This is a genomic window from Vibrio sp. qd031, from assembly GCF_002100145.1.
GTDB lineage: Bacteria > Pseudomonadota > Gammaproteobacteria > Enterobacterales > Vibrionaceae > Vibrio.
This window is the reverse complement of sequence record NZ_JXQD01000024.1, coordinates 625,530-640,615: the sequence shown is the minus strand read 5'-3', so window position 1 is coordinate 640,615 and position 15,086 is coordinate 625,530. Positions and strand designations below refer to the sequence as shown.

General features: G+C 46.5%; 16 protein-coding genes. 13 read left to right on the top strand and 3 right to left on the bottom strand.

Annotation, left to right across the window (positions count from 1 at the left end; genetic code table 11):
• Window positions 1-612: 612 nt before the first annotated feature.
• The 13 genes from ST37_RS11740 (at window position 613) to pgpA (ending at window position 11,723) form a co-directional block, all read left to right on the top strand.
• Window positions 613-1,905 carry an NCS2 family permease gene (locus ST37_RS11740; RefSeq protein WP_084886513.1) on the top strand — a complete coding sequence of 431 codons (1,293 nt, stop codon included), beginning with the start codon at window positions 613-615 and terminating at the stop codon, window positions 1,903-1,905.
• A 20-nt stretch (window positions 1,906-1,925) separates the two neighbouring features.
• Entirely contained in the window at window positions 1,926-2,390 is a 465-nt protein-coding gene (tet(34), locus tag ST37_RS11735) for an oxytetracycline resistance phosphoribosyltransferase domain-containing protein Tet(34) (protein WP_084886510.1), read from the top strand.
• 75 nt (window positions 2,391-2,465) lie between these two features.
• Complete coding sequence (gene frsA, locus ST37_RS11730; RefSeq protein ID WP_084886507.1) at window positions 2,466-3,704, top strand: esterase FrsA; 1,239 nt, start codon at window positions 2,466-2,468, stop codon at window positions 3,702-3,704.
• Window positions 3,705-3,785: 81 nt separating this feature from the next.
• Entirely contained in the window at window positions 3,786-4,175 is a 390-nt protein-coding gene (gene crl, locus ST37_RS11725; RefSeq protein ID WP_084886504.1) for a sigma factor-binding protein Crl, read from the top strand.
• Between the two features lie 167 nt (window positions 4,176-4,342).
• Window positions 4,343-5,452 carry a glutamate 5-kinase gene (gene proB / locus ST37_RS11720; protein WP_084886501.1) on the top strand — a complete coding sequence of 370 codons (1,110 nt, stop codon included), beginning with the start codon at window positions 4,343-4,345 and terminating at the stop codon, window positions 5,450-5,452.
• 3 nt (window positions 5,453-5,455) lie between these two features.
• Window positions 5,456-6,712, top strand: a complete 1,257-nt coding sequence (locus ST37_RS11715) for a glutamate-5-semialdehyde dehydrogenase (RefSeq protein WP_084886498.1) — start codon at window positions 5,456-5,458, stop codon at window positions 6,710-6,712.
• Between the two features lie 125 nt (window positions 6,713-6,837).
• Window positions 6,838-7,287, top strand: coding sequence for a transcriptional regulator NrdR (nrdR, locus tag ST37_RS11710; RefSeq protein WP_084886495.1), 450 nt, complete (start codon window positions 6,838-6,840; stop codon window positions 7,285-7,287).
• A 3-nt stretch (window positions 7,288-7,290) separates the two neighbouring features.
• Window positions 7,291-8,391: a bifunctional diaminohydroxyphosphoribosylaminopyrimidine deaminase/5-amino-6-(5-phosphoribosylamino)uracil reductase RibD gene (gene ribD, locus ST37_RS11705; RefSeq protein WP_084886491.1), complete on the top strand. Its 1,101-nt coding sequence runs from the start codon at window positions 7,291-7,293 to the stop codon at window positions 8,389-8,391.
• 21 nt (window positions 8,392-8,412) lie between these two features.
• Window positions 8,413-9,069 (top strand): riboflavin synthase, encoded by a 657-nt coding sequence (locus ST37_RS11700; RefSeq protein ID WP_084886488.1) that lies wholly within the window; start codon window positions 8,413-8,415, stop codon window positions 9,067-9,069.
• 171 nt (window positions 9,070-9,240) lie between these two features.
• The gene (ribE, locus tag ST37_RS11695) at window positions 9,241-9,711 is read left to right on the top strand and encodes a 6,7-dimethyl-8-ribityllumazine synthase (protein ID WP_084886485.1); all 471 of its coding nucleotides are present in this window, start codon (window positions 9,241-9,243) and stop codon (window positions 9,709-9,711) included.
• Window positions 9,712-9,721: 10 nt separating this feature from the next.
• A complete protein-coding gene (gene nusB, locus ST37_RS11690) occupies window positions 9,722-10,177 on the top strand; it encodes a transcription antitermination factor NusB (RefSeq protein ID WP_084886482.1) in 456 nt (151 codons plus the stop codon).
• 60 nt (window positions 10,178-10,237) lie between these two features.
• The gene (gene thiL / locus ST37_RS11685; protein WP_084886479.1) at window positions 10,238-11,227 is read left to right on the top strand and encodes a thiamine-phosphate kinase; all 990 of its coding nucleotides are present in this window, start codon (window positions 10,238-10,240) and stop codon (window positions 11,225-11,227) included.
• On the top strand, window positions 11,220-11,723 hold the full coding sequence (gene pgpA, locus ST37_RS11680) for a phosphatidylglycerophosphatase A (RefSeq protein WP_084886476.1): 504 nt from the start codon (window positions 11,220-11,222) through the stop codon (window positions 11,721-11,723). Before thiL ends, pgpA begins: the two co-directional genes overlap by 8 nt.
• A gap of 131 nt (window positions 11,724-11,854) precedes the next feature.
• On the opposite strand, the gene dxs is transcribed toward pgpA, so the two are convergent.
• Genes dxs through xseB form a run of 3 tightly spaced genes read right to left on the bottom strand, consistent with a single transcriptional unit; the run spans window position 11,855 to window position 14,869 of the window.
• A complete protein-coding gene (gene dxs / locus ST37_RS11675; RefSeq protein ID WP_084886473.1) occupies window positions 11,855-13,726 on the bottom strand; it encodes a 1-deoxy-D-xylulose-5-phosphate synthase in 1,872 nt (623 codons plus the stop codon).
• Window positions 13,727-13,736: 10 nt separating this feature from the next.
• A complete protein-coding gene (ispA, locus tag ST37_RS11670; RefSeq protein WP_084886470.1) occupies window positions 13,737-14,621 on the bottom strand; it encodes a (2E,6E)-farnesyl diphosphate synthase in 885 nt (294 codons plus the stop codon).
• On the bottom strand, window positions 14,621-14,869 hold the full coding sequence (gene xseB / locus ST37_RS11665) for an exodeoxyribonuclease VII small subunit (RefSeq protein WP_084886467.1): 249 nt from the start codon (window positions 14,867-14,869) through the stop codon (window positions 14,621-14,623). The genes ispA and xseB overlap by 1 nt, the downstream gene beginning before the upstream one ends.
• Window positions 14,870-15,086: the final 217 nt, after the last annotated feature.

Here is a 15,086-nt window from a genome sequence, read left to right as displayed (position 1 = left end):
GAAACTTGATAAATGTAATTAATTTACTGAATAAAATATATCGCAAGGCTGAAACGCGGGTAATTTGGCCATTTTCCACGAAGATCTTGTAATTAACTTTCAGTTTGGTAGAATGCTCTCATCTGGTCACCTTGTCTAAATTTAGATAGTTGTGCGACGAGACAATCTTATGAATGGTTTACCCGTTCATGTGATGCGAACGAAAGTTCACCCCCTAATTTGTTAGAATTGCGATGTACTGCATCGACTCGATTCCACGCCATCCCGTTTGGGGTGGCGTTTTTTTATTCCATAATACTCACTTTTAGCACTTATCACCTCTGCAATCGATTACATTGGGCTAATTACACTCTAGAGATGTCAATTAGCTCATTTTTTTGAGACATGATCTTGTAGTGGTGCAAAATATCACCGGGTAATTCATAGAGGTATTTGTTATAACCTAATGAAAATAAAGACCATTAATCTGTAGTCTTACTCATCTGACCATTTAAACTGTAAGAAACTAAGATTTGAGTAAAAAGTCAGTGGAAATTCAATCTTTATGCTTCTATAATTCGCGCAATCGTTACACGCAAACGTTTTCTTACACAATTTTTGGGATATTTAGAGATGCTTGAGAAGCTATTTAAACTCAGTGAACACAACACCTCTGTGCGCACGGAAGTCATTGCCGGTCTGACGACCTTTTTAACCATGGCGTACATCATATTTGTAAATCCGGCAATGTTGTCAGATGCAGGTATGGATCGTGGTGCCGTTTTTGTTGCTACTTGTTTGGCAGCGGCTATCGGCTGTTTCATTATGGGCCTTTATGCTAATTACCCTATCGCGCAAGCACCCGGTATGGGACTGAATGCGTTCTTTACCTATGGCGTTGTTCTCGGTATGGGGCATACATGGCAGGTTGCACTGGCCGCAGTTTTTGTCTCTGGTATCATTTTTATGTTACTCAGCGTGTTCAAAGTGCGTGAATGGATCATTAATTCTATTCCTCAAGCGCTACGCATTGGCATCTCAGCCGGTATTGGTCTGTTTTTGGCTTTTATCGGTCTACAAAATGCGGGCATCGTGGTTGATAATCCAGCGACACTGGTTTCACTCGGTCACGTGGCGTCGCTTAAGCCAGCACTAGCCGCTCTTGGTTTCTTCCTTACAATTGGTCTTGTATACCGAAACGTTCGTGGCGCGGTCATGATTGCTATTCTGATCGTGACAGGCATTGGCCTTTTATTAGGTGACGTGCAATATACGGGCATTATGTCTGCTCCACCGAGCCTTGCTCCAACACTGATGCAACTTGATTTTTCTGCCGTGTTTGAAATTGGTATGATCTCGGTCATCTTTGCGTTCTTGTTTGTCGATCTTTTTGATACCGCAGGTACCTTGGTAGGTGTTGCGACAAAAGCCGAACTGATCGAAAAAGATGGTAAGTTACCGCGTCTAAATCGTGCACTTTTATCTGATTCAACAGCCACCTCTATCGGTGCTCTTCTAGGTACATCAAGCACAACTTCATACGTTGAGTCGACGGCCGGTGTTGCTGCTGGCGGCCGAACCGGTCTAACCGCAGTTGTGGTCGGCATTTTATTCTTACTGGCGCTGTTTTTCTCACCATTAGCAGGTATGATCCCAGCCTATGCAACAGCAGGTGCATTGTTTTACGTTGCGATTCTAATGATGTCGGGTCTAGTTAACATCGATTGGCACGACCTCACTGAAGCCGCACCGGTTGTTGTTACTTGTCTATTGATGCCTTTAACCTATTCAATTGCGGAAGGCATCGCACTGGGCTTTATTTCTTACGCTGCTATCAAAGCATTTAGTGGCAAGGGACGCGAAGTATCCATTAGTGTTTGGGTATTGGCGGCTATTTTCGCACTAAAATATGTTTTTGCTGGCTAACTAAAATTGTAGGTTGAGATATGACTCAAAAATTCATTATCAGTTGGGATCTTATGCACATGCATTGCCGCACTTTGGCCGAGCGCCAGATGCCAGCAGAGCAGTGGAAAGGAATTTGGGCAGTAAGTCGTGGTGGCCTTGTACCTGGTGCAATCCTAGCTCGTGAACTGGGCATTCGCTATGTAGATACCATTTGTATCTCTAGTTACGATCATGATCATCAACAAGACATGACAGTGCTTAAAGCCCCTGAAGGCGATGGCGAAGGTTACTTGATCGTAGAAGATCTTGTCGACAGCGGTGACACAGCGCGTAAGCTGCGTGAATTGTACCCGAAAGCGAAATTGATCGCAGTGTGTGCTAAACCGTCAGGAGCTGAGTTGCTAGATGACTATGTGGTTGATATTGCACAGGATACTTGGATTGAGCAGCCGTGGGATATGACGCTACAATATGTAGAGCCGGTTAATCGTAAACGCAAATAATTTAAAGCCCCGCAAATGCGGGGCTTATTTGTTACACTATGTAAAATTTCATTGGCCATAAGTACAGAGCGCAATATGACCCAAGATTCGAGTAAAAACCTTTCTGAAAAACTGTTTGCTAAGAACCTTCAAGCGAAAGAAACCTCAATCTTAACGCCGTACTTACCAAGCAGCCTTACCCAGCTCGAGAAGAAGCCACAATATCCCTGGTATCGGAATAATCGTCGTTTGCAGTGGGCATGGCAAGGGCTTGAACCTATCGATCAAGAGCAAGTGTTGGCGCGGATTACATCGTCCAAGCATGAGCGAAGTAAAGATGAGTGGCTTGATACCGTTACCGGCTATCGCTCTGGTAATTGGGCTTACGAATGGACGCAATTGGGGGTCGAGTATCAAAAAAAGGCGGCTGAATTGAGTGGTGATGAGGCTGCCGAATGGCTATTTAAAGCCTCCCTTAGCTTTAGTGTCGCCGGTTACCCTCACTTAAAAGGGGATAACTTAGCGATTCAGGCACAACTTTTGGCCAGTCATGCGTATGCGGAAGCGGCAGAAAAAAGCTCTCATTGGCATAAAAAAATAGAGGTGCCATACGAAGGGCGAACGATCCAATGTCATTTGCATTTACCCCATACCGAGAAACCCTTACCGGTCGTGTTGGTCAGCGCGGGTCTAGACAGTCTACAAACCGATTTGTGGCGTTTATATAGAGATTATCTTGCCCCATATAACATTGGCATGTTGACGGTCGATATGCCGTCTGTGGGGCAAAATTCCCATTGGGAGCTGACTCAAAATACCAGTGTATTACATCAGGAAGTGTTAAATTACCTTCCTAACTTACCGTGGGTCGATCATTTTAAGATTGGCCTACTTGGGTTCCGTTTTGGCGGTAATGCGTTGGTGAGACTGTCATTTTTAGAGCCTAAGAAAATTAAAGCTTGTGTTGCGATTGGTGCGCCAGTGCACGATGTGTTGTCGTCGCCGCAAAAAGTCGCGTCCATGTCAAAAATGTACTTAGACGTGTTAGCGTCTCGATTAGGCAAGGGGGCGGTAGACATTGGTAGCTTGTCCTCTCAAATGATGGCTTGGTCGTTGAAAGTTCAAGGTATTCTTTCTAGCCGGCGGACAACAGTTCCTATTTTAGCGCTTTCAATGGAAGGCGATCCTGTCTCTCCTTATAGCGATAATCAGTTAATTGCTACCTATAGCCAGTATGGTAAGGCTCGAAAAATCTCTTCTAAAGAGCTGTTCAAAGGCTACGCAGAATCGCTGGATATGGCGGCAAAATGGTTGCAGGAAGAATTAAATAGGTGACTTTTTGTTCAACTTGTTGAATTATAGAGCTTAGCTGAGTCAATCAGTGGCATAATAATTCTTATAAGTGGAGTAAAAGGTATGGCAGGAAAGTTTCACAACCCTACTCATTTTCGTCTTCAATCTGCGCTAAAAAAAATCGGTCCCTACTTGCGTGAAGGAGAGTGTAATGAACAGCATTACTTCTTCGATTGTTTAGCCGTTTGTGTCGAGGAAAAAAAATCCCCCGAGTTGAGAGAGTTTTACGGCTGGTGGATGGAATTATCTCGACTATCAGAAGATAAATGCGAAGCCAAATTTTATCTTGGAATATACAACAAGGCAGGTGAGTGGGAAGCCAGTCCAGTTGATAAAGCACATCAATCAGAAATTGAAAAAACGCAGCAGGACTTTTTAAGCAAACTCACCACCGCTTTAGAGCCCCATGGTATTGAATATACAACCACGCAAGAGCTGAGTGAATTCGCGTAAGCGTAACTCTCTATTTTAGGGATTTTGAACGTAATTGATATCGAAGGCGCTGAAAAGGCGCCTTTTTACTTGTGGAAGCCGCCTCAGCCTGATAAAAAGTGAATTATCAACCTACGTGAATAACTACTCAGCGTGCGCTGAGCAAGGTAAATCAAGTCGAGTACTAGATGAAAGCAAAAACCATCGTCGTTAAATTAGGAACCAGTGTCTTAACGGGAGGCACACTCGCCCTCGACCGTGCCCATATGGTGGAGCTCGCTAGGCAATGTGCACAGTTGCAAAAAGACGGGCACAAAGTGGTGCTTGTTTCTTCTGGCGCGATAGCCGCGGGTCGCGAGTATTTGAACTATCCACAACTGCCTAAGTCTATGGCAAGCAAGCAGTTGCTGGCGGCTGTCGGACAGTCTCAGCTTATTCAAGTTTGGCAATCGCTGTTTGCTATTTATGGTGTAAAAACTGGCCAAATGCTACTGACACGAGCCGATCTGGATAACCGAGAGCGCTTTCTCAATGCTCGCGATACAGTCAATGCACTTATCGATAACAAAATCCTGCCCATCGTGAACGAAAACGATGCCGTCGCCACCACCGAGATAAAAGTTGGCGATAACGACAATTTATCCGCATTGGTTGGCATACTGTGCAGTGCTGACAAGCTACTTCTGCTCACCGATCAGCCGGGCTTATTCACCGCTGATCCGCGCAGCAACCCAGATGCTGAGCTGATTAAAGAAGTCACCACGATTGATAAAACCCTCAGAAGCATAGCTGGCGACAGTGGAACCTCGTTAGGCACTGGCGGCATGGCAACTAAGTTGCAAGCCGCAGACATCGCGAGGCGAGCTGGGATTGAAGTGGTGATTGCCGCAGGCAGTGCCAATGACGTGATACTGGATGCCGTTGGCGATTCTCCACAAGGGACAAAGTTCTTAGCGTTACCTGACTCGCTGGAAAATCGTAAACGTTGGATATTAGCGGGCCCTGCTGCTACTGGAGAGGTGGTGATTGACGATGGAGCCGTTAAAGCGGTGCAAGCGTCGGGTAGCAGCTTATTGGCTAAAGGCGTTATCCAAGTGAAAGGGCATTTTGAGCGAGGCGACGTGACTCGCATCGTTGATGGCGACGCTCAGCTTGTTGCCAAAGGGATTGCCAGTTACTCAAGCGAAGATTTACAAAAAATCAAAGGGATGCACAGTAAAGACATCACACAAGCCCTTGGCTACAATTATGGATCGGAAGTGATCCACCGCGATGACCTCGTGGTGATACAGGAATAGACTATGACAACCGAACTAACTTCAATGGGCATCGCTGCCAAAGACGCTGCTTTTGAACTTGCGACGGCCACGACGGCCACTAAAAACCTGGCACTGACGCTGATTGCCGACGAGCTTGAAGCTAATGCTGAGTCCATTTTGGCTGCAAACGCCAAAGATATAGAAGCGGGACGTGCTGCCGGTTTAACGGAGGCACTGCTTGACCGTTTGCTGCTGAACCCTCAGCGCCTTCACGGTATTGCAAATGATGTCAGAAATGTCATCTCATTGCCCGACCCTGTAGGCAGTGAGTTTGACAGTAAAGTGCTGGAAAACGGCATGGCGCTGTGCAAACGCCGCGTTCCACTTGGTGTGGTTGGGGTCATTTATGAAGCACGCCCAAATGTCACCATCGATATCGCTGCGCTGTGCCTAAAAACGGGCAATGCGAGCATACTGCGTGGCGGCAAAGAGACCTTCTATTCTAATATGGAACTGGTCAAGGTGATTCAAGTTGCATTGTCCAAGGCGAAATTGCCAGCCGCATCGGTTCAATATATCGAAAAGCCTGATCGCGAACTGGTGTCTCAGTTGCTTAAGCTCGATGACTATGTGGATATGATCATCCCTCGTGGCGGTGCTGGTCTGCACAAAATGTGTAAAGAGAATAGTACGATTCCTGTCATCATTGGCGGTTTTGGGATCAGTCACGTTTTTGTTGATGAAAGCGCGGATTTAGCACGTTCTGTCGATGTGGTAGTGAACTCGAAAGTGCAACGACCTTCAGCGTGCAACGCCCTAGATACGTTGCTAGTACATAAAAATATTGCCGAGAGCTTTATCCCTCAACTAATTGAGAAAATTAAAAACGATGTGGCGATTGTAGCATGCCCTGAGTCCATTGGGCTTACAGCCAATGCAAGCGATGTGCGAGCAGTAGCGGAAGGCGATTTTGATACCGAGTGGCTAAGCTTTACTTTAGGCATCCGCATTGTCGACTCGGTAGAGCAGGCGATTGAACATATGCGTGTTCACAATGCTAGCCATTCAGACGCTATTATGACCAACAATTTGCAAAATGCAGAGCGCTTCATTAATTCGGTCGGGTCAGCTGCGGTATACGTGAATGCGTCAACGCGCTTCACTGATGGCGCACAATTTGGACTCGGCGCTGAGGTTGCGGTGTCTACCCAAAAACTGCACGCTCGAGGTCCCATGGGACTGGAAGAGCTCACCAGTTATAAATGGGTCGGCAAAGCAGATTATCTGCCAAGGCCATAAATTGTTATGACGTATTTAAAGGCCCGGTTGGGCCTTTTGTTTTTTAGATACAAAATCGCACAGTTCACGAATATCTAGTACTATAGTTTCAAGAAGTTAACGCGTTAAGTCGAAGGTTATTGAATATGCATTGTCCATTCTGTTCAGAAAATGATACCAAAGTGATTGATTCACGCTTAGTGGCTGATGGTCATCAAGTGCGCCGCCGCAGAGAGTGCCTAGCGTGTCGTGAGCGATTTACCACCTTTGAGAGTGCCGAGTTAGTCATGCCAAAAGTGATTAAAACCAATGGCAATCGCGAACCGTTTGACGAAGATAAAATGGTCGGTGGGATCCAGCGTGCTTTAGAGAAGCGTCCAGTGAGCGCCGACTCGATTGAACTGGCTATCAGCACTATAAAATCCAAACTTCGTGCCACCGGTGAGCGGGAAGTCCCAACCGATATGATTGGCAATTTGGTGATGGATCAACTCAAAGAATTGGATAAGGTCGCTTATATCCGTTTCGCATCGGTTTATCGTAGCTTTGAAGATATACGCGAGTTTGGTGAAGAGATCGCAAGGTTGGAAGATTAATCAATGAGCGATAGGTTCACCTCAATTGACCATCAAATGATGGCCAAAGCCATTTCTCTTGCCAAACTAGGGCAATACACAACCTCTCCGAACCCCAATGTGGGCTGCGTTATCGTTAAAGGTCAGCAGATCATTGGTCAGGGCTACCATCGAAAAGCGGGAGAGCCGCACGCTGAAGTTCATGCACTGCGCGAAGCGGGCGCGCAAGCCGAAGGTGCCACCGCATACGTAACGTTAGAGCCGTGCTCGCATTATGGAAGAACGCCCCCTTGCGCAAAAGGTCTCATTGAAGCAAAAGTAGCAAAAGTCATCTGCGCGATGCAAGACCCAAACCCTCAAGTGTCAGGGCGTGGAGTTGCCATGTTAAAAGAAGCCGGTATTGAAGTGGAAGTGGGTTTGCTTGAAACTCAGGCTAATCAACTCAATCGTGGTTTCATTAAAAGAATGAAAACAGGCATGCCATTTGTTTCGTTAAAAATGGCGGCCTCTCTTGATGGAAAAACAGCACTGGCAAACGGTAAAAGCCAATGGATCACCAGCGCCAAAGCGCGCAAGGATGTCCAAATCTATCGCGCTAAATCAAGTGCAATACTATCGACGGCGCAGACAGTGATTGATGACAATGCATCGTTAAATGTCCGCTACGATGAATTGCCAGAAGGTGTACGTTCGACGCTTGATGAGTCTTCTCTAAGGCAGCCACTGAGAGTGATTTTGGACGCTAATGATCGCCTTTCTAATGATCTAAGATTATTCCAATCTGCAGGTGATCGACTTATACTCGGCTCAACATTGGCGATGCAACACGACTTGCTTAATGCTGCTCATCAATTTGACCTGCCTAAACTGCTTCGCTTTTTAGCCACTGAGCACTCAATTAATGATGTATGGGTTGAAGCGGGAGCCACGCTTGCAGGTCAATGCATTCAGCATCAAGTTGTGGATGAACTCATTCTTTATCTTGCGCCAAAATTAATGGGCCAAGATTCTCGTTCGTTGCTTGGACTTACTGGCATTAGCGACATGGCAGATACCATTGACCTCAATATTGAAGATATTCGGTTGATTGGCCAAGATATTCGACTGTGCTGCTCGCTGCGCTAACTCAACTTGCTAGGAAAAAACATGTTTACTGGAATTGTAGAGGCCGTCGGTCGATTACGCTCATTAACCCCTACGGGTGAAGACATCTCAATCTGTGTCGAGTCAACGAGCCTAGATATGAGTGATGTTGCTTTAGGCGATAGCATCGCAACAAACGGCGTATGCTTAACGGTCACCGCTTTTGATGCGAACAGCTATACGGCCGATCTTTCCGTCGAAACCCTCAATAAAACCGGCTTTGCAAATTACCAAGCGGGTGATTATGTGAACTTGGAAAAGGCGATGCTGCCGACCACTCGATTTGGCGGTCATATTGTCTCAGGGCACGTGGATGGTGTAGGGACGATTATCGAGCGTATTGCCGTTGGTCGAGCTATAGAGTTTTGGGTCGAAACACCGGCCGATCTCATGCGTTATATTGCCGAGAAAGGCTCCATTACTGTCGATGGTATAAGCTTAACGGTGAATGGGTTAAGAAAAAATGCGTTCAAGCTAACCATTGTCCCGCACACATCAAGCGAAACCACTATGGATCGTTTTGCGGTGGGTCACCGCGTGAACTTGGAAGTGGATGTGTTGGCTCGTTATATGGAACGCCTTTTAGACGCGAAAGCGCAAGGCGACAAACCCCAGTCCAGCATCAGTTTAGAGTTTTTACAACGTAATGGTTTTGCCTAGTCGCGCGGCAGATCATGGTGAGCATTTTACAAATTGGCGTAGATGCCTTGTTGTGGTAATCGATTAACACTGGTTTTTATTATTTACATCGGAGAATCTTTGGATATCGCTCACAAAATTGTGCTAGAATCCTGCGATTCTCACTTTATCAAATTGGTTTAAGGAAGGCTTATGAAAGTGATCGAGGGTGGATTCCCAGCTCCAAACGCGAAAATTGCGATCGTTATTTCTCGTTTTAACAGCTTTATTAACGAAAGCTTATTGTCTGGTGCTATCGATACTTTAAAGCGCCACGGCCAAGTCAGCGAAGATAACATTACTGTTGTTCGTTGTCCTGGAGCGGTTGAGTTACCTCTTGTGGCACAACGTGTAGCTAAAACCGGTCGTTATGATGCGATCGTGTCGTTAGGTACCGTTATCCGTGGTGGTACACCTCACTTTGATTATGTGTGTAGCGAATGCAACAAAGGTTTGGCGCAAGTGTCGTTGGAGTTCAGTCTTCCAGTCGCATTTGGTGTCCTTACTGTTGATACCATTGATCAAGCGATCGAGCGCGCAGGAACCAAGGCTGGTAATAAAGGTGCAGAGGCTGCATTGAGTGCGCTAGAGATGATCAACGTTCTATCTGAAATCGATTCCTAAGGGAGGCCGTGTGAAACCAGCCGCACGCAGAAATGCACGTCAATTTGCCTTACAAGCGATCTACTCGTGGCAAATTACTAAAGAAAATATCGCTAACATAGAAGAAAGCTTTCTAGCTGGCGAAAAGTACGACGAAGAACAGCATCACGCAGAAGAGCCGTCTCTTAACGAAAAAGAGACTGATGTCGCTTATTTCCGTGAGTTGTTCACCGGCGTGGCTCTGAACCATCAGCAATTGGACAGCAAATTGCGTCCATACCTATCTCGCCCTATGCAAGATTTGGATATGATGGAGCTAGCGCTACTTCGTTTAGCCATGTTCGAAATGGTGCATTGCCAAGACGTACCGTACAAAGTAGTGATCAACGAAGCCATCGAACTGGCTAAGGTGTTCGGTGCTGAGGACAGTCACAAATTTGTGAATGGTGTGCTAGATAAAGCCGCACCGCATGTTCGCAAAAAGTAATTTCTAAGGTCAGCATTTGCTGACCTTTCTTTTATCTGCATTTCATAGGGTTCGAAAATCATGGCAGGCGAGTTCGATCTTATCGAGCAATTCTTTTCCAAACGACAAACCTCTCGAAAAGACGTGTTGTTATCCATTGGTGATGACTGTGCGTTAGTAAAGCCTCCTGAATTTAGTCAGATAGCAGTAAGTACCGATACCATGGTCGCGGGTACCCACTTTTTAGCGGATGCCGATCCTGCTTGGTTGGCCCGAAAAGCGCTATCGTCCAATCTATCGGATCTTGCGGCAATGGGCGCAGTACCAGCCTGGGTTTCTTTAGCATTGACGCTACCTACAATGGATCCCGAATGGTTAAAGGCGTTTAGCGACGCATTTCACCAGTTTGCCGACTACTACGATATTCAGCTAATTGGTGGTGATACCACGAAAGGCCCAATGAGTATTACGCTCACGGTTCAAGGCTTGCTCCCGGAAGGTAAAGCACTCACTAGACGTGGCGCTTCTGTGGGCGACTGGATTTACGTGACCGGTAACCTCGGTGATGCCAAAGCTGGACTTGATGTCATCCTCAACACTGTTCACGGCGGTGTTGCCTCCCAGCCTAGTGCGCTTTTAAAGGTACTTGAGCAACGTCACTTTGAAAGTACTCCACGTATTTACGCTGGGCAACAACTGCTCAATCGAGCATCGGCTGCAATTGATATTTCAGATGGCCTGTATGCGGATCTGTCACACATATTGTCCCACTCTAGTGTCAGTGCTCGGCTGGATGTCGATGCGTTGCCATTATCGGCAGAGCTTCAAGAGTACTGCGGTGATCCACAACGGGCTCAACAGTACGCACTTACTAGCGGTGAAGAGTACGAGCTGTGCTTTATTGTGCCCGAGCTTCATCGAGGCAGTATTGAAATCGAGTTGGCAAATATTGGTACTCATATCACATGCATTGGTCAGATTCAGTCGGGCTCAGGCATCGTTTTACATGCTAGCGGTGAGCCGCTAAACTGGACGTTATCCGGTTTTGACCACTTTAATAATAATGACTAATCCAATCGCATTACTTTCACTTAAAAACCCTTGGCACCTGCTCGCAACAGGATTTGGTTCTGGGCTATCGCCTATTGTTCCTGGCACTATGGGAACACTTGCGTCAATTCCTCTCTACTTGCTACTGGTGCAGTTGCCACTTAGTGCGTACATCGTGGTGTTGATTGTCACCTTTTTCATCGGGATAAAAATTTGTCAGGTTGCCTCCGACGATATGGGGGTTCACGATCACGGCTCTATTGTATGGGATGAGTTTGTTGGGATGTGGTTAACCATGCTGATCGTACCGTTACTTAAGTTACCCGCCGATGAGTGGAAGTGGCTGATCGCAGGGTTTGTGTTATTTCGATTTTTTGACATGGTTAAGCCATGGCCAATAGGCTGGCTGGATGCGCGCATTCACGGTGGGCTGGGCATTATGATTGACGATATCGTCGCTGGAATCATGGCCGGTATTTCGCTTTATATTGTGGGATTGGCTGCAGGTTGGCTTTAACTATCCGTTGCGAAGTTTAAGCAAGCCTTCAAGCATAAAAGCCGTACTATCATAAAAGGTGATAGACACAAGAAGTATCAGACACAAAAAAAGGTGAACCTCGGTTCACCTTTTTTGTTTTTTAGTCAGTGCTACTTCTGTTGGTATTGCTGTATTTGCTTGATAATACCAGCGCCATCAATACCCAGTAGGGCATGCATTTCTTCTTGAGTGCCTTGTGCAACGAAGTGATCCGGCAAACCAATGTTTAGGGTTGGTTTGAGCAGCTTCTCCTGCATCAGGTATTCCACCACCGCTGAGCCTGCACCACCTTTTATCGCGTTTTCTTCCACTGTAACAAGCAAGTCGTACTGCTCGGCCAGTTCACGGATTAAGGCTTCATCGAGGGGCTTAACAAAACGCATATCGGCGACAGTGGCATCAAGTGCGTCCGCAGCGTCTAATGCGTAAGGCAGCATGGTGCCAAAGCTTAAAATTGCGATGTTGTTTGAGTCACTTTGGCGAATCATTCGGCCTTTGCCTATGTCAAGCGCGGTGAACTCTGTTTGCAACTCGGTGCCCATGCCGTTACCACGAGGGTAGCGAACCGCACTTGGCCCTTGATGCTGATGCCCGGTATAGAGCATTTGACGGCATTCATTCTCGTCACTTGGTGCCATAATCACTAAGTTGGGAATGCAGCGCATATAACTTAAATCAAACGCACCTTGGTGTGTTTGACCATCGGCTCCAACCAACCCCGCACGGTCAATGGCAAACATGACCGGTAGGTTCATGATTGCGATATCGTGAATGAGCTGATCGTATCCGCGTTGTAAGAACGTTGAGTAAATCGCCACGATGGGATGATTTCCTGATATCGCCAGTCCACTTGCTAGGGTGACTGCGTGCTGCTCTGCAATAGCAACGTCAAAGTATTGATCTGGGAAGGCTTTAGAGAAACGAACCATACCCGAACCTTCACGCATGGCTGGAGTGATCGCCATAAGTTTTGGATCAACAGCGGCCATGTCACATAAGAAATCGCCAAATATTTTAGAAAAGCTTGGCTTGTCGCCGCCGCTTTTAGGCAGTGAGTCGTGGTTTGGATCGAATTTTGGTACGCCGTGGTAACCAATGGGATCTTTTTCCGCTGGTGCGTAACCTTTGCCTTTTTTGGTCATGACATGTAAAAACTGCGGCCCTTTTAGGTTTCGCATGTTTTTTAGTGTCTTGATGAGCTCTAATACGTCATGACCATCGATAGGGCCGATGTAATTAAAGCCAAACTCTTCAAACATGGTTCCAGGGACGACCATGCCTTTTAAATGTTCTTCAGTGCGTCGCACCAACTCTTTAATAGGTGGAACACCAGACAGCACTTTTTTGCCACCTTCTCGAATGGAGGTGTACAAATTCCCTGACAATACTTGTGCCAGATGGTTGTTAAGGGCGCCAACGTTTTCTGAAATCGACATTTCGTTATCGTTAAGTACTACAAGCATGTCTGGGTGAATGTCGCCGGCGTGGTTCATGGCTTCAAATGCCATACCCGCAGTAATTGCACCATCGCCGATCACACTGACCACTTTTCTGTTTTTGCCTTCTTTGGCAGCGCCGATAGCCACGCCTAAACCGGCACTGATGGACGTTGATGAATGCCCAACAGACAGCACGTCATACTCGCTTTCTTCACGCCATGGGAAAGGGTGCAAGCCATCTTTTTGTCGAATGGTTGGCAGTTGCTCGCGACGGGCAGTCAGTATCTTATGTGGATAGGCTTGGTGGCCAACATCCCAAATTAATTGGTCGAAAGGCGTTTCGTACACATAGTGAATTGCAACGGTTAGTTCGACCGCCCCCAAACCAGAGGCTAGATGGCCACTAGATTGGCTCACCGAGTTTAGTAAGTAGGTGCGCAGTTCTTCACATAATTGTGGCAATTGCTCTTTAGGAAGTGAACGCAACTCGTCTGGCGTGTTGGCGACCGCTAAAAGAGGGTATTTGGCAATATCTAAACTCATAAACTACTTCTTAGTACTCTCTTTGCACAACGTATCGAGCAAAGTCTTCTAATAGTTGGGTATTGTAAGGGATTGTTGCGAGCGCATGAAGCGCTTGTTGCAAAAGTGTGTTGGCTTTTCGCTTCGCTCCCTCCAAACCCAATAAAGATGGGTAAGTTGATTTATTCAGTTCTAAATCAGACCCTTGCGGTTTACCTAATGTTTCTGTGTCACTGATCACATCTAAAATGTCATCTTGTACCTGGAAGGCTAATCCTAGCTTGTTTGAGTATTCACTCAAGGCAGGCAGTATTTGTTGGCCCTTTTCGCCACTGGCTAAGGCCCCTAATGTCACTGCGCATTCAATTAAGGCACCTGTCTTATGCTGATGAATAGCTTGCAAGTGAGCAATGTCTACTGCTCTGTTTTCGGCCTCAAGATCCATCGCTTGACCAACGCACATACCTGCAGCGCCACTGGCTTTGGCTAACTCACTGATCATGTTTATTCTGAAGGGCTGGGCTGATGGGGCAAGATCGCCATCTGCAAGGACACTAAATGCGAGTGTTTGCAGGGCATCGCCAGCCAATATAGCCGTCGCTTCATCAAATTCGATATGACAGGTTGCCTTACCGCGGCGCAGTTCGTCATCGTCCATAGCGGGAAGATCGTCGTGAACTAGCGAATAAGCATGAATACATTCAATAGCACACGCAGGTGTGTCTAGATCTTCAGGCTTAGTGCCAAGCATTTCGCCGACGGCATAGACCAAAAAGGGGCGGATACGCTTGCCTCCTAAAAGCAGTGCATATTGCATTGCTTTTAGGAGTTGATGGTCAGCAAATGGGTGCTGCGTTACCCAAGCTTCGAGCTGTTGATTACTGCGAGTTTGATAAGGCGTTAAAAAGTGCGGCATTAGCTATCTTGTGGTGTGACATTAGATTCAAATTGACTGAGTTGCTCGCTGTTTTCGAGCAATATTTCTACCCGCTGCTCCGCATCACTCAACTTTCCTTGGCTGGCTCTTGCCAACAAAATGCCGCGCTCAAACTGCTTCAACGCGTCTTCCAGGTTTAGGTCACCTTGCTCAAGCTGATTGACTATTCGATCAAGTTCGCCAAGCGACTCTTCAAAGGACATGTTTTCTGGTTTTTTCACAGCCATAGGAGCACTTATTAGGGTTCGAAATAGAATCAGTGCAAGGTACATGAGCTAAGGGACAGGGTCAAATCGAATGTGCTGAAATTGTTACTTTTTCACAGCCTAAAGTGAACATTGTGGGAGGGTAATATTTCAATGCGATTTCATTGAGGATGTCGCACTGCTCACTTTAGAGGCGGGAAAAGAGTAAAAAGGGATTAAAGAATTGGATCTTTGGCCG

Coding starts and splice junctions, on each gene's coding strand:
- crl (WP_084886504.1), top strand. CDS start 3,786: ATGGCAGGAAAGTTTCACAACCCTACTCATTTTCGTCTTCAATCTGCG.
- ribD (WP_084886491.1), top strand. CDS start 7,291: ATGAGCGATAGGTTCACCTCAATTGACCATCAAATGATGGCCAAAGCC.
- thiL (WP_084886479.1), top strand. CDS start 10,238: ATGGCAGGCGAGTTCGATCTTATCGAGCAATTCTTTTCCAAACGACAA.
- xseB (WP_084886467.1), bottom strand. CDS start 14,869: ATGGCTGTGAAAAAACCAGAAAACATGTCCTTTGAAGAGTCGCTTGGC.
- ST37_RS11740 (WP_084886513.1), top strand. CDS start 613: ATGCTTGAGAAGCTATTTAAACTCAGTGAACACAACACCTCTGTGCGC.
- ispA (WP_084886470.1), bottom strand. CDS start 14,621: ATGCCGCACTTTTTAACGCCTTATCAAACTCGCAGTAATCAACAGCTC.
- ribE (WP_084886485.1), top strand. CDS start 9,241: ATGAAAGTGATCGAGGGTGGATTCCCAGCTCCAAACGCGAAAATTGCG.
- dxs (WP_084886473.1), bottom strand. CDS start 13,726: ATGAGTTTAGATATTGCCAAATACCCTCTTTTAGCGGTCGCCAACACG.
- proB (WP_084886501.1), top strand. CDS start 4,343: ATGAAAGCAAAAACCATCGTCGTTAAATTAGGAACCAGTGTCTTAACG.
- ST37_RS11700 (WP_084886488.1), top strand. CDS start 8,413: ATGTTTACTGGAATTGTAGAGGCCGTCGGTCGATTACGCTCATTAACC.
- ST37_RS11715 (WP_084886498.1), top strand. CDS start 5,456: ATGACAACCGAACTAACTTCAATGGGCATCGCTGCCAAAGACGCTGCT.
- pgpA (WP_084886476.1), top strand. CDS start 11,220: ATGACTAATCCAATCGCATTACTTTCACTTAAAAACCCTTGGCACCTG.
- nrdR (WP_084886495.1), top strand. CDS start 6,838: ATGCATTGTCCATTCTGTTCAGAAAATGATACCAAAGTGATTGATTCA.
- frsA (WP_084886507.1), top strand. CDS start 2,466: ATGACCCAAGATTCGAGTAAAAACCTTTCTGAAAAACTGTTTGCTAAG.